Consider the following 16,275-nt stretch of genomic DNA (forward strand, 5'->3'; position numbering starts at 1 on the left):
CTATTTCGGCAAGCCGAGCATGCGCTCGGCGATGATGTTGCGCTGGATTTCGTTGGTGCCGGCGTAGATCGGCCCGGCCTGAGCGAACAGGAAGCCATCAAGCCAACCGCCTTCGACCGCTTGCGCAGCGCTGCTCAACAGCTCGCCGCGCGCGCCAAGGATGCGCATGGCGGTTTCGTGCATCTTCAGGTCGAGCTCCGACCAGATGATCTTGTTGATGCTCGACTCGGCGCCAATCTGCGCGCCACGGCTCAAACGCCCGACGGTGTGATAGGACGACAGCGCATAGCCTTCAGCGCCCAGCCAGGCCTCGACAACCGCATCGCGGATGCTGGGGTCGCGGTCGGCACTCTGGCGGTTGGCGTTGTACAGCTGTACCAACTTGCGCGCCGTGGCCTGGAAACGTGCCGGTGAACGCAACAACAACCCGCGCTCAAAGCCCGCGGTGGCCATCGCCACATGCCAGCCCTGGCCTTCGGCGCCAATGCAGTTTTCAACCGGCACGCGCACATCGTCGAAAAACACTTCGGCGAAGGTGTTCTTGCCATTCAGCGCCTTGATCGGCCGAATGGTCACGCCTGGGGCATCCAGCGGTACCATCACGAACGACAGGCCGTTGTGCCGGGTCGAGGCCGGGTCGCTGCGGAACAGGCCAAACAGCCAGTCGGCAAACAGTGCGCGGCTGGACCAGGTTTTCTGCCCGTTGAGCACATAGTGATCGCCATCGCGGATGGCCTTGCTGGTGATCGCGGCCATGTCGGAGCCGGCGTTGGGCTCGGACCAGCCCTGGGCCCACATGTCGACACTGGAGGCCATGCGCGGCAGGAAGCGCTGTTTCTGCGCCTCGGTACCGAACTCCATCAACGTCGGGCCGAGCAGCAGCTGACCGTTCTGGTTGATGCGCATCGGCGCGTCGGCGCCGTAGTACTCCTCCTCGAAAATCAGCCACTCGATCAGGTCGCAACCGCGCCCGCCGTAGGCTTTGGGCCACATGACCATCGACAGGCGCTGCTCGAACAGCTTCGCCTCCCAGGCCCGGTGCTGCTCGAAGCCTTCACGGGTGTCGTAGTTGGCCAGGGGCGTAGCCGGCTGATTGGCCGCCAGCCATTCACGCACTTCCGCACGGAAGGCCTTTTGCTTGGGGGTATAAGCGAGTTCCATGGCACCCTCTCAGAACTTGGCGTCGCGTTTTTCGACGAAGGCGCGGCGGGTTTGTGCAGAATCCGGACTGGTGTAGGCCTGCAGGGTGAGGCCCTGCTCCCAGCGGTATTTGTCTTCCAGGTTGCCGTCCTCGATGCCGTTGAGGGCTTCCTTGGCGATACGGATCATCACCGGGCTCTTGGCGGCGATTTTGCCGGCGATCTCCAGTGCCGTTTCGCGCAGCTGCTCTTTGGGCACCACGCGCTCGATGAAGCCGTACTGCGCGGCCTCGGCGGCGCCGATCTTGTCGCCGGTGAAGAACAGATAACGAACCTTCTGCACCGGGAACAAACGCTGCAGGTGCGCGCCGCCGCCCATGGCCCCACGGTCTACTTCTGGCAAGGCAAAGGTGGCGCACTCGGAGGCCACCACAATGTCGGCAGCGCCGGTAATGCCGACGCCGCCGCCGAGGACGAAGCCGTGCACGGCGACGATGACCGGCACCGGGTTGCGATGCACCGCCTTGAACGCCGCATAGTTACCGGCGTTGACCGCGACGATGCGCTCGGGGTGGGCGTCCAGTTCCTTGATGTCGACACCGGCGCAGAAACCGCGCCCTTCGGCACGGATGACGATCACCCGGACATCGGGGTTGGCGCCCAGTGCTTCGACCTGATGGGCCAGGTCCATCCACTCCTGACTGCCCAGGGCATTGACCGGCGGTTTGGCCAGCACCAGCTCGGCGATGCCCGCCTCGATCTGTGTGGTAAATGCTTGACTCATGAGGGTGTTCTCCAACGCTCGGCTGGCTGATGTTCGCCGTGGCGAGCCAATAGGGCTTCCAGGCAGCGCTCGGCTTCCTGGGCAATTTCTTCGATCACTTGCTGGCAACTCTTGAGTTCGTCAATGGCGGCGGCCACCTGGCCGCTGGGCAGAATGCCCTCGTCCGGAACACCGTCGATCATCGAACGCTGCAGCAGTACCGGCTGGTTGGCAGCCATTACCGTTTGCGACAGCGCGCCGGGGTCTTCCTTGAGTGCCTGGCGCAGGACACCGAACAGATGGCTCAGGCTCATTCCGGTTTGCTGCTTCCATTGCCAGGCGCTGCGCAACGCTATGCTCAGGCGCCCGAAAGATCCGGCCTGCTCCAGGCGGTTGATGAACGGGTTCTCGATCATGCGGTGGCGCATGCCATCCACTGCAGTGGTCACCCGCACCCGTTGCGGGTCGTTGACCTCCAGGTAATGCACCAAGGTCCTCGACGGCGTTGGCGAGTCCTGGGTCATCAAAAAGCGCGTGCCCATGGCAATACCCACGGCGCCGGCTGCCAGCGCGCCGGCAAGGCCTCTGCCGGTGGAGTAACCGCCTGCGGCGATTACGGGCACCGATACCGCCGCGAGCACCTGGGGCAAGAGGATCGAACTGGGCACACCACCGGTATGCCCGCCGCCCTCACCGCCCTGGATGGTGATCATGTCCGCGCCCAGCTCTACCGCCTTCAATGCGTGCTTGAGCGCACCTACCGTCGGGATGCACAGCACCCCGGCGGCCTTGAAACGGGCGATGGTCTGTTTGTCCGGACCACGTCCATAACTGACTGCACGCAGGCGGTAGCGAATCGCCAGGTCAACGCATTGCGCCGCGTTCTCCTGGAACATGTGGAAGTTCAGGCCGAAATTACTGCCACCGGTGGCGGCGATGACCTTGTTGATCTCGCCTTCCAGGGCATCGGCCGCAATCGTTGCCCCGGCCAGAAAACCGAACCCACCGGCGCGGGTTGTGGCAATGACCAGGTTGGCGTCTGCAACCCATCCCATGGCGGTCTGCACGATCGGGTAGCGGCAGCCCAAGGCTTCGGTCAGTGGCGTACACAACCAGCGGCTCATGCCTGCTCTCCACTGGCGGCAGCCTTGTTGGCCTGGGCCATGGCCTTGGCATCGAAGCCGCCCAGCTTGTCACCCGACAGCAGCTCGTTGTGGGCATGGGCGAAGTGATGCCACGCAAAGGCAGCGTCCATCGCAGTACGCTTGCCCTGCAGATCCTCGACGTGGTTGATGGCCTGTTTGGTCAGCGCCAGGCCCATTCGCGGCTGCCGAGCGATTCCGGCCGCCAGCGCATAGGTGCCCTGCTCCAGTTGCTCGCGTGGCAGTACCCGATTGACCATGCCCATCTGGTAGGCGCGTTCGGCGCTCATGCGGTCGCCGGTGAACAGAAACTCCTTGGCGATACGTGGGTTCAGCTCATACGGGTGAGCGAAGTACTCCACCCCCGGAATGCCCATGCGTACTACAGGGTCCTGGAAAAACGCATCGTCGCTGGCCACGATCAGGTCGCAGACCCAGGCCAGCATCAGCCCACCGGCCACACACGCACCCTGGACCATGGCAATGGTCGGCTTGGGCAGTTCGCGCCAGCGCCGGCACATGCCCAGGTACACCTCTTGCTCGCGGGCATACAGCTGCTCGCCACCCGGCTTGTTGGTGTGGTCCCACCACAGGTGCGCGCGCTCGAACGGTTTGTTGATATCGCGCCCGGGCGTGCCAATGTCATGGCCGGCCGAAAAATGCTTGCCGGCCCCGCGCAGCACAATGACCTTGACCGCGTCATCGTTGACGGCCTGGCGCAGCGCCGCATCCAGCGCATAGGTCATCTGCGAGTTCTGCGCATTGTTGAAGGCTGGCCGGTTCATGGTGAGCGTGGCGATACCCTCTGCCACGCTGTACAACACCGGTTCCTGTGTTTCGTACACCGAATGGTCTGCTCGCTCGACGAATTCACTGTCAGGGCTGTTCATGCTCATGTCCCTCGCCTTACGCCACGCGAATGCCAGCCGGGTTGCCCTTGATCGCCGAACTGCGCAGATCATGGGGGTCGAGCCGACGGATCAGGGCCAGTTGCTCAGGCGTCGGGTGTACGGTTTCTTTCAGCGACGCTGACTTGAGCAACGGGAAACCGGTGTTTTCCTGCACCTGCTCGAAGCTCACCCCCGGGTGCAAGCTGCGCACCTGAACCGCGCGGTCCGGGCCGTCGAAATCCATCACGCACAAGTCGGTGACGATCAGGCGGATGTCCATCAGGTCGCGGCGTACCCCTTGTGGCCAGCGGTCGGCCTTGAAACCGACGCCGGAGACCATGTCCACCTCGCCGCTGACAAACACGCGGGTGTTATGGCTGGGCACAAAGAACGAGTTGATGTGGTTGATGCTGTTGCCGGGCAAGCCGCGCACACCCAGCATTGCGGCCTTGGGCTTGTGGTAATCGCCCACGCAGGAGAGGTTGCTCTGGCCCCAGCGGTCGATCTGCGTCGGGCCGATCATGGCGTGACGGCGGCCTCCCCAGACGCACTCGAACACCCGTTCGAAGTTCAGCGAACCGGAATATTTCGGCACATGATCACCACGCGGCCCCAGCGGGATAGGCTCTTCGACCAGGTAGGCCTCGCTGTCGGTCATCAGCAGTTGCGGACTGTGGCTGAGCTTGGCCAGGCTGGCGCCCAGACGCGGGATCACGCCCAGGCCCGAGGCGATCAGCTCGCCGTTGTCACGCCAGGCTTCGCTGGCCGCGACGATCATCAGTTCCGCGAGGGTAAATTCACAGGTAGTCGACATTTTCATCCTCCTCAGAACACTGGCAGGGCCAGGGAGCCCATGCGTTCGGTACCGCCGTTCTGCACTTGATAAGCCTGCTCACCGGCCGCCACGTACTGCGCCACATAGGCTTGCCAGCCGCCCTCTTCACCGGCACTGGCGGCATAGCGTTTGAGGTGGCCCAGGTCCCAGCCATACTCGGGCTGGCAGGCGGTGGGGTGGGCGCCGAACGGTGCATGGATCACGCCGCTGACCAGGTAACGTTCGAAGGTGTTGCAGCGCGCCTGCTCGGTGGTCAGTTCCAGTCGTTCGTGCAATTGCTCGCAAGACACAAAGCACTGCTGGGCAGCGCGGGCGAACAGGTGGTCGAAATACGGGTCCGGGCCGGTCACCAGGGTGTTGCCCAGGCGGTCAGCGACGTTGACGTGGACAAACGCCACATCAAGGTTGAGGGCGGGCATGGCCAGCAGTACTTCGCCGTCGTCATACGGCGACTGAATGGTTTTAAGCTCAGGGTTCAGCCGCGTGACATCGGTAGCCAGGCCGCAGCGGGTCGGCAAAAACGGCAAACGCATGGCCGCTGCGCGCAGGCCCCACTGGAACATGCCCTCATCCACCTCAAGCAATTCCAGCCCACCGGCTTCGCGGGCTTTTCGGAAATAGGGCTCCAGCGGAATCGCGTCGAGGGTGGCGAAGCCGAATACCAGCTTTTTGACCTTGCCCGCCGCGCACAGCATGCCCACCTCAGGGCCGCCGTAGGCGACCACGGTCAGGTCCTTGACGGGAGAACGCAGAATCTCGCGGACAACCGCCATCGGTTTGCGCCGTGGCCCCCAGCCGCCGAAGCCGATGGTCATGCCATCGCGCAGGTGCGCCACGGCATCGGCTGCCGTCATTTGCTTGTTCATTGCACATCTCCTTGCTGTTGGCCGACGGAAAAGTCATGCCCCCACAGGCTTACCCGGGTAAATTCGAAGGCCGAATGCTCAGCCCAGTCCACTTGCAGGCCGCCGTAGCCGTACTCCAGGTCGAAGCCGGACGGGGTCTTCATGTAAAACGAGGTCATCTGGTCATTGAGGTGCTGGCCGAGGGTGGCCGACAGCGGCACCTGGTGGGCCAGGCGCCGGTCATGGGCACGGCCCACTTCGGTCATCGAGCCCACTTCCACCATCACGTGCACGCAGCCTGAAGGCACCGCGAACTCCGCCAGCGCCAGCGAGTGGTGGCGGCTGTTGCGGCAATGCAGGAAGTGAATGCGGATCGGCGGCGCTGCCGGGTCGGGGCGAAAGTTGAAGATGTCCGACAGCTCGAAGCCCAGCACGTTTTTGACGAAGGCCAGGGTCGCGTCAAAGTCCGGGGCCGGCAGCACGGTGTGACCCAGGCCCATGTCGCCGGTGACAAAGCCCGGCACGCCTTGCGGCGAGACGAAGGGCAGGCAGTCGGAACGATGCCCCCAGCTCAGCTCGTGGCGGTTGCCGGAGGGGTCCAGCACACTGACCAGTGCCTGCACGCCACGCTGCTCGGTCTCGGCGGCAGTGCCTGCTTGCCAGCGCACACCGTTCTGCTCCAAGGCCTGCAAGGCGGCGTTGAAAGCGCGCTCGCTGGCCAGCTCCCAGCCAGAGGCCAGGTAGCCCGCCTCGGCGCCTTCGACGATCAGCATACGGAACGGCCGCTCGTCCATCTTCACGTACAGTCCGCCACCGGGCGCGGGCACCACCATCATGCCCAGCACGTCTTCGGCATAACGTTGCCACTGACTGAGGTTTTCGATTTGAGCGACGAAGTAGCTCAGCCCCCGAATATCCATCATGCCCTGCTCCTCAATGACTGGACCTTTGTTGGTCTTCATTGTGCTGAGGGCGGGCCTGGTGCTCATCGTCCGTTGAGACTAAGCAGTTGATCTATCGGGGGATACCGCGTCGCCTGTTTCGCGGCTAAAGCCGCTCCTACAGGGCACGCACAACCTGTAGGAGCGGCTTTAGCCGCGATCACCGGCAAAGCCGGTGCCATCCCAAAGAGGGGTTACATGTACAGGATCACCAGGTCGTTGATGACCGAGGGGCGATCACTGCCGACGACGTGGGTATTCACCTCCAGGGTCAACTGGGTGCCGCGCTTGACCCGCGCCACCTGCTTGACCCTGGCACGCGCATGAACCCGCGAGCCGGCCGGCACCGGCGCCGGGAAGCGCAGGCGGTCGGAGCCGTAGTTGACCATGGTGCTGAAGCCGGTGATTTCATAGCCCAGCGCCAGCTTCAGCCGGGACTGCAACACCTGCACCAGCGCGCCGTGGGCAATGGTGCCGCCAAATGGGCTGTCCTTGCGCGCACGCTGCGGATCGGTGTGAATCCAGTAGTCATCACCCGACAGCGCGGCGAAGGCATCGATCAGGGCTTGATCGATGACAATCTCGTTGCTCCAGGCGCTGAAGGTTTCGCTGACCAGGCTCTGCAGCGCCACGTCATCATCCATGGCGATCAGGCGTACAGCTGCTGCTTCACCCTGCTCCTTGGTTTGCGCCGCAGGCGCACCGTTGTAACGCTGCAGCGCCGTGCTGTCCTGGTCCGGGCCGGTAAAGCGCAGTAACCGCGTGCCCTTGGCGTCAACTTCGGCGAAAACCGGTTTGAGCCGCATACCGATACGGATCTGATCCTCTTCCAGCCCCACCAGGGTGGTGTTTATTCGCACGCCCTCGTCCAGCTCGATAACGGCCAGTTTTTGCGGCATCTCGTCGGCAAAATCCGGCAATGTGGCAATGCGTGCCACGGTGAAGCTGTACAGGCTGGCGCCACCGCTGACTTCTCGCCAGCTCAGGTCATGTGCCAGGCACTGCGGGCAGTGCCTGCGCGGGTAGAACACCCAGTGTTCGCAGGCGTTGCACTGTTGTATCAGCAGGCGCTGTGCCTTCAGGCCTTCCCAGAACGGCGCAGAAATGTCAGTCGGCACCGGCATTGGTTTATTGTTCGACATGCGGGTCATGCTCCCTGAAGAATCAACGCGGCCTGTTCACTCATCACGCCACCGGTACCCGAGACGTAGACAGCGTCGCAGCGTTCAAGCTGGCGCTCACCCGCCTCACCGCTGATCTGCGTGACAGCCTCGATCACCTGTGACATGCCCCCGGCAGCGCCGGCCTGGCCGAAGCTCAGCTGGCCACCGTGGGTGTTCATCGGGAAATCGCCGCGCCAGGTCAGGTCATGCTCGCGAACAAACTGCATGCCCTCACCCTTGGCACAGAAGCCGGCGTCCTCCAGGGTCAGCAATGCGGTAATCGTGTAACAGTCATAGATCTGCGCCGCATCGACATCGCCCGGTTTGAGCCTGGCCATCTCGAAGGCACGGCGCGAAGCAGGCCCAATCGGGGTGTTGAGCATGTCCCGGGCATACGAAGGCGACTTGAACGCCAGGTGCTCACCGAAGCCTGTGATGAATGCCGGGCGCTTGCGTGCACGTGCGGCCACTTCCTTGGAGGCAATGATCAAGGCCGCGCCACCGGCCACCGGCATGACAATCTCCAGTACGTGCAAAGGGTCAGCCACGCGCTTGCTCGCCAGCACCTGCTCGATCGTCAACGGCTGGCCATGGAACATCGCCTGGGGGTTGGCCAAGGCATTGGTGCGCTGATCAACGGCAATCTTGGCCATGGCCACCGGGTCATAACCGTACTGCGCGGCATAACGCTGGGCGATCATGGCGTAGCCGGTGTTCTGGCCCATGTGGCCGTATGGCAGATCGAACTCCGCCTCCGGCGCGCCAAACGCAGTACTGTGACCGCCGTAACGCATGGCGCGGGCCATTGCCCCGGGATCTTCGTCGGGGCCCATCGGCGCCAGCCGCGCCGGCATCACACACAGCACCGCCTGGCACAGGCCCAGTTCGATCGCCGCGGCCGCGCGCCAGACCATGCCCACGGCGGTACACCCACCCAGGTCGACCACTTCGGCGAAATTTACAGACAAACCCAGGTATTCGGCGGCCATGGCCGGCACGAACACCGACGCTTCGTGGAAGTGCGGGCCATTGATCACCAGACCATCCAGGTCTTCGGCACGTAAGCCTGCGTCGCGCAGCGCCTGAGCTGCCAGGTCGGCCACTTGCTCAAGATGGAACATTCGCGGCGCTGTGGCGTACTTCTCGGGTTTGTATTGCGCGGCGCCGACAATCGCCGCATGACCTTTAAGACCCATGTATCCCCCACTCGAAGGCTGTGTGCTTGAGGTTTTTGTCTTGCGACCATGCCACAGGTGCCGTGGCGCGTGATCGTCCATTTTGACTAGGTCAGCAGCCGGCGCCAGGGTTGACCCAACCCTGGCGCCGGCGCGCCAGTCAGAAGCTGTACTTGACCGAGAATGTACCGTAGTCGCGGTCTGCCAGCAGGCGCTTGACCGGGTCAGCATCGCCCAGGTAGCCAGTGACCCGCAGGGCGACTTCCAGGTTGCCCAGGTACTTGAACGTGGCGCCCATGCTCAACCGGCGGTCACCTTGCAACCCGGAAATGGTCCCGGCCATCGGCGTGGCACCACTGAACACGTTGGAAAAGTTCACCGGCACTTCGAGGTCCCAGCCTTCGAACACGCCCGGGTAGCTGAAGGACGCACCCAGGGTGTAGGCACTGGCCGTCTTGCTGCGCCAGCCCGTCGAGGTCTTGTAGGTGTAGTCGTCAGACGGTTGCACCAGCGGGCGCATGGACGGGATCAGGCTGTTGCCCAGGCCCAGCAGGTTAGGCGCCGCCGAGGCTTCATCAACACTGTCGACTCGCACATGGACGATCTCGGCGGTGAGCGAGGTCTGGCTCGCCCAAGGCCGGTCACCCAGAATGCGGATTGCCGACAGCTGCATTTGCTGGCCCTTGCCGCGCGCAGGCGTTGGGCCAAGGCCGGTGTTGACCATCACCGGAGCACCGTCGCGATACGACCACTCGCCACCGATCTGGGTCTCGCCGATTTTGGTCGAGGCACTGATCCCGGTCAGCTTGATGTCTTCAAAGTAGGTAATGCGGTAGCCATCCGGCGTTCCGAAGAACACGCCTGGCCCGGCCGGGACGGCCCGGTAACCCACCAGGGCAGTGGCAGGGTTCTTGTCATGATAATTGACATGAAACAGTGACAGTTCCAGGGCGGGCACGGGTCGAAAGCGTACCTGTGCCCCCCATTGACCGCTGTCACGCGGTTCATCGGTGCCCTGGTAGTTGATCCGCGAACCATTGGCGCCGATGAGAAATTCTCGCCCGGGCCCGACCACATCACTGGTGGACAGGTAGCTGCCCACCGGCGGCAGTTCCGTGCCCATCCATTCGTATTGCACGTAAGCACCCAAGGTCCACTGCGGGTTCAACCGATACGACGCCGACACCTGCCCGACCGGCAACAGCACTTCCTTGACCTCGACCCCTGGCTGCGCGGCCTTGACCGCATCGGACGGGTTCTGCACGCCGCTGACGCCGGGGTAGAACAAGCTTTCACCCCATGACTCGATATGGCGCCCGGCCTTGACGTCGAGCATCGAGCCATTGTCAAAGCGCCAGCCGCTGAACACATAGGCATCGAGGAACTTGCTGCGCCCGCCGCTGTAATACTTGGTGTCGCTGGTGAACTCGTTGTGATCGCCGGCCTTGTTGACCGTGCCCGGTGAGTCGTTGTCGTTGGACCGATGGTAGACATCATCGTAGAAGGTACTGGCGCGCAACACCCCGCCGTAGTTGTCCTTGCGCACGATCATCTCGGCCAGGGCACCAATGCGGTTGGTCACCAGGCTGCCCTTGTCGAAGTTGCGGTCGCCATCATCGGCGTTGGCTGTCAACAGCTTGCTTGAAGGGTTCGACAGGCGAACCCCCAGGCCGTAGCTGGTGGTCACCGTCCAGTCGATCGTCGTGCCGTTGTCGAACTCGATGGTTTCACCGGACCATGCGGGTGTGGACACCAGTGCGATTGCCACCACCAGACCCGATAATTCGAAACCCGATACAGCCGGGCCAGCACCATATTTGTTGTTTTTATTAGTCACACTGCCTCTCCGATTAACGACCTGACGGTCGCGCAAAAGTGCAAGAACACCACTCGTTACCCTCAGCTCGCTCAGAGCTGCCCTAGCACCGACTGAACGTTGACACCCTCGGGCGTGTGCCCGTAACGGAACACGCCGGCTGTTTCTTCACGCACCAGTTGCCCCTGCGCAATCAGGTAATTGACATGCGCCAGGGTCTCGCCAATCGCCATCAATTCGTCGAAGCGCCCTTTTACCTTCGGAAACAGCTCGGCCATCAGCTCCACGGCACTGCGCGGCGCGGTGCAGGCCGCCAACAGCTGTTGCAAGTGCCCCTGGTGGTGCGCGCGCAGTTGATCAAGGCGTAAATGCAGGTTGTAAAACGGCCGTTCATGTGCCGGCAGCACTAGCACGCTGTCGGGCACCTCCCGCAAGCGCTCGACCGAGTCCAGCCAGTCGCGCAGCGGGTCGGCATCCGGCTCGGTGACCTGCACGCAGACACTGGAAGTGATGCGCGGCAGCACCTGGTCACCGGAAATCAACAGGCCGTCCTCGGCGCAGTACAGGCAGGCATGTTCCGGCGAATGGCCGCGGCCGATCAGGACCTGCCAACGGCGCCCGCCAATCACCAGTCGGGTGCCTTCACTCAGGCGCCGGAAGCTGGTCGGCACCTCTGGCCGAAAGTGCGCGGAGCCCAGCAGCGGGAACAACGCGGCGGTCTGCTCCTGGTTGAAACCTGCGCGCTGGTAATGCTGGTAAAACGCCCAGCTCGTGCCGGTATTGCCCGGCGCGCCGAGCTGATGCATGGCCTGATATTCACTGACGGTCATGAACACCGGGCAGCGGAAGCGCTCGGTCAACCAGCCGAGCACCCCGACGTGGTCCGAATGAAAGTGCGTGCAGATCACCGCCACCAGCGGCAAACCACCCAACACCGTGGCAAACAGTGCTTCCCATATGTCGCGGGTCTGGGTGTTGTTGAGCCCGGTATCGACCGCCACCCAACCCTCGCCGTGGCGCAGCAGGTACAGGTTGATGTGGTCAAGCCCGAACGGCAGCGGCATGCGCAGCCACAAAAGCCCTTCGGCGACCTGTTGAACCTCGCCATTGGCCGGTGGCTGCGGCCAGGGGAAGCGCAGGCCCGAGCGCCATTCGTGCCCCTGGGCATCCAGGCTACTCACTGACGTCACCCGCAAAAGCGGCCAGGCCCATGCGCCCCAGCACCTGGGTGCTGTACGGCACATAGCTGCGGCTGCTTTCGTCACGGATGAACAGCGGGTCGCTGAACGCCGTGGGCGTATAACCCTGGCGCTGCAGGTCGACCTTGCGCAATTTGAAGGTGCTGGTCAGGTCGGCCGCCGCCGACACCCGCACGAACACCGGCGCCGCATAGCGTGGCAAACGCGCCTCGGTCAGCGCATAGAACGCTGCCGGGTCAAAGGGCTGCCCTGGCTGCATCAGTACCGCCGCCATGCCGGCGCGGCCCTCTTGCCCAGGCACCTGCACGCCGTAAATGTTGATCAGCTCAAGCCCGGCAAGATCGCCCAGTGCAGCCGCCACCTCCAGGGTCGAGACGTTCTCGCTTTTCCAGCGGAAGGTGTCGCCGATGCGGTCGATGAAGTACAGGTAGCCGTCTTCGTCAAAACGCAGCAGGTCACCCGAACTCCAATAGGCATCACCGTGGCGCAAGACATTGCGACGAATCTTGCTGTCGGTTGCTTCGGCCGAGGTGTAACCCTCGAAGCGACCGCCACCGATCTGCGGGTGGTCGATGATAAAACCCAGGGCTTCACCCACTTCACCCACTTCGCAGAGCTGGTAAAAGCCCTGCTCGTCCCGCGGGTGGCTGTCGGTTTCAACGTCATAGCGCACCAGGCGCAGGTTGCTCTTGTCCCAGAACGGTATGCGCCCGCAGGCGCCCAGGTAGTTGTCGACGTTGACCACATTGGTATTGGACTCGGTGGAGCCCCAGCCCTCGAACACCTGTATAGGCCCGAAACGCTGCACCCAGTTCTGCCAGGTTTCACGCGTCAACCCGGCGCCGAGCATACAGCGCAGGCCATGCTCGCGTTCGCCGGCCGCCTCGGGCTGGTTGAGCAGGTAGCGGCAGATCTCGCCGATGTACTGGAACACGCTGATCTGGTGCTCACGCACGTCTTTCCAGAATTCGCGGACACTGAACTTGCGCCGCACCACGATCGCCGCGCCGGTTTTCAGCGCGGTCGACGTCACTGAAGTGGCCGCTGCGCCGTGGTACAGCGGCAGGCAGCAATAAAACACGTCACTGGGCGTGGTCTGCAGGGTGACTTCCATGATGTCGCCCGTCGACATCCAGCGCATGTGGCTGTAACGCGCCGCTTTCGGCAAGCCGGTGGTACCCGAGGTAAAAATCAGCAGGCTCGGCGACTCGGCGCGCAGGTCGGCACGCAGGTCACGCGGGAATGGCGTGATCGGGGCATTGGCCAATGCTTCAGCCAGGCCGGTGTCGACCTGTGCAGGCATCGGCCCGGCCCACGCTTGCTCGGCATCTTCGACCAGCCACAGCGGCAGCGGCGGCAGGCCTTCGGTGGCGAGCACGTTGCCCAGCACTTCCTCGCCGACCAGCATTGCCTTGGCCTCGATGGCCTCCAGCGCGTGCACCAGCGGCCGGCCACTGACCTGGGTATTGACGAAGCCCACCACTACACCGAGCTTGACCAGGCCGAACCAGCAGCAGAAAAACGCCGGCCGGTTCTCCATGGCCAGCGCGCAGACATCGCCGGGGCGCAGGCCACGGGCATAGAAAACGTGGGCCAGCTGGTCAGCCCGAGCGTTTACCTGGGCGTAGCTCAAACGTTGATCGCCGTAAATGACGAAAGGCCGCTCGCCGTGGCGTTGCGCCTGTTCTTCGAGGCGATCAGCCAGGGTATAGCGATCCGCAGGTTTGATCCGCGCGGCGGCTTCGGCCCGGCGATCAAGGATGGCCTGGGTGTGCTCGCGAGGCACAACCCCGCGATCAACACTGGGCAGCAGGCTTGCGTTGTTATTGAAATTGTTCATCCCTACCTCCGATAAAACCGGCTGTTCATGCAGTCGCCTGGGCGTGGGTCGGATAGTCCGAATAGCCAGGCGAGCCTTTCGTATAGAGCGTCTTGCGGTCGAAGCCGGCCAGGGGCAGGCCGGCGCGCAGGCGCTGGACCAGGTCCGGGTTGCCGATGAAGTGGCGGGCAAACGACACCGCCTCGCCCTGCCCAGCTTCAATTGCCGCTGCAGCCGAAGGCCCGTCGAAGCCGTCATTGAGGATCAACCCGCCGCGGCTATGGCTGCGGGCCAATGCGAAGGCATCCAGTGCGGCCAGCGGCGAGCGCATGATGTGCAGGTACGCCAGGCCAAGCGGCTCGACCTGCTCGCACAAAGCTTGTGCAGTGGCGGCCGGGTCAGCGTCGCTGATGTCGTTGTAAGGGTTACCCGGGCATAGGCGAAAACCCACACGCCCCGGGCCGATCGCCGCCGCCATCGCGGTCAGCACCTGGGCCGGAAACCGCACGCGGTTGGCTACCGCGCCGCCATAGCCATCACTGCGCTGGTTGCTGCCGGACGCCATGAACTGCATCGGCAGGTAACCACTGGTGCAATGCAACTCGACCCCTTCGAAGCCGGCTTCGCGGGCGTTCAGGGCTGCGCGCCGGTATTGCTCGATCACGTTGTCGATGTCCTCTAGGCTCAATGCCTGAGGCTCATCGGTATCGACCAGGCCAGCCCCGTCGCAGAACACCTGGGTGCGGGCACGGATCGCCGATGGGGCGACGGTCCGTGCCCCGGCCGGTTTGTTCTGCCAATTGGCGGCGCGGCCCACGTGCATCAACTGCAACACCATGCGCCCGCCGGCATTACTCACCGCGCGGGTGATCTGGCGCCAGCCCTCGATCTGCGCGCGGTCATAGATGGCCGGCGTGCGGCAATAGCCCAGCCCATCTGCCGACGGCGCGGTGCCCTCGGCAATGATCAGCCCGGCACTGGCACGCTGGCGGTAGTAGTCGAGCATTTCAGCCGTCGGCACCGCCTGTGCGCTGGCGCGGCTACGGGTCATCGGCGCCATGACAATGCGGTTGCCCAGTTCCAGCTCGCCCAGACGCAGGGGTTCAAACAAGATGCTCATCGTGATTCCTCAGCGCACACGAATCTTCGGTGCCACAGCACCGCGTCGCAGGGTGGCTAGAAAGTGTTCCAGGGGCGCGGCCGGGGCGACGTCGGGCAGTTGGTCCTTGTCCGGGCGCCGGGCCCAGAACTCGGCCCAGGACGGGAACAGGTCGTGGAAGCTGCCGGCATAGGGTTCACGCCCTGGCCAGCGCATTTTTCGCTCGCCGATCGGCGGCTTGTTGAGGTCGCTGGCGTACCAGTAGCACGGCAGGCGGCGACGGAAGTACCAACGGCCATCGATGCGCTGGTAGTCATCCCAATAGAGCATTTGCATGGTCACCCACTCGGGGCCGGTCTCATGCTCGTTCTTGGAATACACCACGCCAACGGCATTGTCGGCGTCAAGCAGTTCGATGATGTGCTGGCCCAGGTGATGCGAGGTGCCGCTGAACTGGTCGCGCAAGGTGGCATCGACCCATGCTTTCAGGTGCGCGCGGCCGGTCTTTTCGCGGCCAACGCGGATGTCTTCGGCAAACAGATTGACGTGGGCATCGAGGTCGCGCATGTCCAGCGACAGCGAGTACTTGGCCGCCAGTTGACGGATTTCCTCAATCGACTCAAGCCGGTCGATACGTGCCAACAACGTGTTCGGTTCCATGCTCATCACTCCAGCACCGTGTAGAGTTCCGAGCTGCGCCCACCGTCCACCGGCACACACGCACCGGTGATATAGGACGCCTCGTCGCTGGCCAGAAACAGAATCGCGTTGGCCACCTCCTGCGCCTGGCCGATACGGCGCAGCGGGATCAGTTTCTCGGTATTGCCACGGGCCTTGGCGTCGGCCAGCATGCCTGCGGTTGCCGGGGTTTCGATGACGCCCGGGACCACCACGTTGCAGCGAATCCTGTTGGCCGCCCCTTCGCTGGCTGCGGCGCGGCTGAAGTTGATCACCGCGGCCTTGGCGGCCGAGTAGCCGGCCATCCAGGGCGTACCGAACAACCCGCAGATCGAGGCAATGTTGACGATGGCGCCGCCGCCCTGGGCTTTCATCAGCGCCATGGCCGTGCGTGTGCCCCAGAACGTGCCGTCTACGGTGGTGCTGAAGTTGGCGTGCCAGTCATCGGTGCTGGTGCTGTCGATGGCACCCCAGGTGTAAGCCATGGCGTTGTTGACCAGGATGTCCAGGCGGCCATGCTGTTGCGCCGCGGCTTCGATTGCCCCGACAAAGGCCTGCTCGTCGCTGACATCGGCGACTTGCCAATGGGCCTTGCCACCGGCTTCGCGGATGGCGCTGGCCACGGCTTCCAATGGCGCCTGATTACGCCCGCAAAGCACCACGGTGGCGCCCTCCTGGGCAAAGCGTTGCGCGGTGGCAGCACCAATCCCGGAGCTGGCACCGGTAATAAATGCGATCTTGCCCTGCAGTCGTCTGCTCATTGCCTGCTCC

General features: G+C 63.6%; 15 protein-coding genes. All 15 read right to left on the reverse strand.

The window, feature by feature from the left end; all coding sequences use genetic code 11:
• A complete protein-coding gene (locus P0Y58_16600) occupies positions 1-1,161 on the reverse strand; it encodes an acyl-CoA dehydrogenase family protein (GenBank protein ID WEK28525.1) in 1,161 nt (386 codons plus the stop codon).
• 9 nt (positions 1,162-1,170) lie between these two features.
• Positions 1,171-1,923 carry an enoyl-CoA hydratase family protein gene (locus tag P0Y58_16605; protein ID WEK28526.1) on the reverse strand — a complete coding sequence of 251 codons (753 nt, stop codon included), beginning with the start codon at positions 1,921-1,923 and terminating at the stop codon, positions 1,171-1,173.
• The gene (locus tag P0Y58_16610) at positions 1,920-3,026 is read right to left on the reverse strand and encodes a nitronate monooxygenase (protein ID WEK28527.1); all 1,107 of its coding nucleotides are present in this window, start codon (positions 3,024-3,026) and stop codon (positions 1,920-1,922) included. The genes P0Y58_16605 and P0Y58_16610 overlap by 4 nt, the downstream gene beginning before the upstream one ends.
• Positions 3,023-3,934, reverse strand: coding sequence for an enoyl-CoA hydratase (locus P0Y58_16615; protein WEK28528.1), 912 nt, complete (start codon positions 3,932-3,934; stop codon positions 3,023-3,025). Before P0Y58_16615 ends, P0Y58_16610 begins: the two co-directional genes overlap by 4 nt.
• 16 nt (positions 3,935-3,950) lie before the next feature.
• Positions 3,951-4,748 (reverse strand): ketoacid CoA transferase, encoded by a 798-nt coding sequence (locus tag P0Y58_16620; GenBank protein ID WEK28529.1) that lies wholly within the window; start codon positions 4,746-4,748, stop codon positions 3,951-3,953.
• An 11-nt stretch (positions 4,749-4,759) separates the two neighbouring features.
• Positions 4,760-5,635, reverse strand: a complete 876-nt coding sequence (locus P0Y58_16625) for an acyl CoA--acetate/3-ketoacid CoA transferase subunit alpha (protein WEK28530.1) — start codon at positions 5,633-5,635, stop codon at positions 4,760-4,762.
• Entirely contained in the window at positions 5,632-6,537 is a 906-nt protein-coding gene (locus P0Y58_16630; GenBank protein WEK28531.1) for a VOC family protein, read from the reverse strand. The genes P0Y58_16625 and P0Y58_16630 overlap by 4 nt, the downstream gene beginning before the upstream one ends.
• Before the next feature lie 212 nt (positions 6,538-6,749).
• Positions 6,750-7,697 carry an OB-fold domain-containing protein gene (locus P0Y58_16635; GenBank protein ID WEK28532.1) on the reverse strand — a complete coding sequence of 316 codons (948 nt, stop codon included), beginning with the start codon at positions 7,695-7,697 and terminating at the stop codon, positions 6,750-6,752.
• Positions 7,698-7,702: 5 nt separating this feature from the next.
• Positions 7,703-8,914, reverse strand: coding sequence for a thiolase family protein (locus tag P0Y58_16640; protein WEK28533.1), 1,212 nt, complete (start codon positions 8,912-8,914; stop codon positions 7,703-7,705).
• A gap of 139 nt (positions 8,915-9,053) precedes the next feature.
• Positions 9,054-10,730 carry a DUF1302 family protein gene (locus P0Y58_16645; protein WEK28534.1) on the reverse strand — a complete coding sequence of 559 codons (1,677 nt, stop codon included), beginning with the start codon at positions 10,728-10,730 and terminating at the stop codon, positions 9,054-9,056.
• Positions 10,731-10,801: 71 nt separating this feature from the next.
• Complete coding sequence (locus P0Y58_16650; GenBank protein WEK28535.1) at positions 10,802-11,890, reverse strand: MBL fold metallo-hydrolase; 1,089 nt, start codon at positions 11,888-11,890, stop codon at positions 10,802-10,804.
• Positions 11,883-13,748 carry a long-chain-acyl-CoA synthetase gene (locus tag P0Y58_16655; GenBank protein ID WEK28536.1) on the reverse strand — a complete coding sequence of 622 codons (1,866 nt, stop codon included), beginning with the start codon at positions 13,746-13,748 and terminating at the stop codon, positions 11,883-11,885. The genes P0Y58_16650 and P0Y58_16655 overlap by 8 nt, the downstream gene beginning before the upstream one ends.
• A gap of 25 nt (positions 13,749-13,773) precedes the next feature.
• Positions 13,774-14,847 (reverse strand): alkene reductase, encoded by a 1,074-nt coding sequence (locus tag P0Y58_16660; protein WEK28537.1) that lies wholly within the window; start codon positions 14,845-14,847, stop codon positions 13,774-13,776.
• Between the two features lie 9 nt (positions 14,848-14,856).
• Positions 14,857-15,486, reverse strand: a complete 630-nt coding sequence (locus P0Y58_16665) for a nuclear transport factor 2 family protein (GenBank protein WEK28538.1) — start codon at positions 15,484-15,486, stop codon at positions 14,857-14,859.
• Positions 15,487-15,491: 5 nt separating this feature from the next.
• Positions 15,492-16,265, reverse strand: coding sequence for an SDR family NAD(P)-dependent oxidoreductase (locus P0Y58_16670; GenBank protein WEK28539.1), 774 nt, complete (start codon positions 16,263-16,265; stop codon positions 15,492-15,494).
• Positions 16,266-16,275: the final 10 nt, after the last annotated feature.

It is taken from the genome of Candidatus Pseudomonas phytovorans, from assembly GCA_029202525.1.
In the GTDB taxonomy this organism is placed as follows: Bacteria; Pseudomonadota; Gammaproteobacteria; order Pseudomonadales; family Pseudomonadaceae; genus Aquipseudomonas; species Aquipseudomonas phytovorans.

Bases quoted from the DNA above. Each gene is read 5' to 3' on its own strand.
- P0Y58_16600 (WEK28525.1), bottom strand. From the start codon at position 1,161: ATGGAACTCGCTTATACCCCCAAGCAAAAGGCCTTCCGTGCGGAAGTG.
- P0Y58_16605 (WEK28526.1), bottom strand. From the start codon at position 1,923: ATGAGTCAAGCATTTACCACACAGATCGAGGCGGGCATCGCCGAGCTG.
- P0Y58_16610 (WEK28527.1), bottom strand. From the start codon at position 3,026: ATGAGCCGCTGGTTGTGTACGCCACTGACCGAAGCCTTGGGCTGCCGC.
- P0Y58_16615 (WEK28528.1), bottom strand. From the start codon at position 3,934: ATGAACAGCCCTGACAGTGAATTCGTCGAGCGAGCAGACCATTCGGTG.
- P0Y58_16620 (WEK28529.1), bottom strand. From the start codon at position 4,748: ATGTCGACTACCTGTGAATTTACCCTCGCGGAACTGATGATCGTCGCG.
- P0Y58_16625 (WEK28530.1), bottom strand. From the start codon at position 5,635: ATGAACAAGCAAATGACGGCAGCCGATGCCGTGGCGCACCTGCGCGAT.
- P0Y58_16630 (WEK28531.1), bottom strand. From the start codon at position 6,537: ATGATGGATATTCGGGGGCTGAGCTACTTCGTCGCTCAAATCGAAAAC.
- P0Y58_16635 (WEK28532.1), bottom strand. From the start codon at position 7,697: ATGTCGAACAATAAACCAATGCCGGTGCCGACTGACATTTCTGCGCCG.
- P0Y58_16640 (WEK28533.1), bottom strand. From the start codon at position 8,914: ATGGGTCTTAAAGGTCATGCGGCGATTGTCGGCGCCGCGCAATACAAA.
- P0Y58_16655 (WEK28536.1), bottom strand. From the start codon at position 13,748: ATGAACAATTTCAATAACAACGCAAGCCTGCTGCCCAGTGTTGATCGC.
- P0Y58_16660 (WEK28537.1), bottom strand. From the start codon at position 14,847: ATGAGCATCTTGTTTGAACCCCTGCGTCTGGGCGAGCTGGAACTGGGC.
- P0Y58_16665 (WEK28538.1), bottom strand. From the start codon at position 15,486: ATGGAACCGAACACGTTGTTGGCACGTATCGACCGGCTTGAGTCGATT.
- P0Y58_16670 (WEK28539.1), bottom strand. From the start codon at position 16,265: ATGAGCAGACGACTGCAGGGCAAGATCGCATTTATTACCGGTGCCAGC.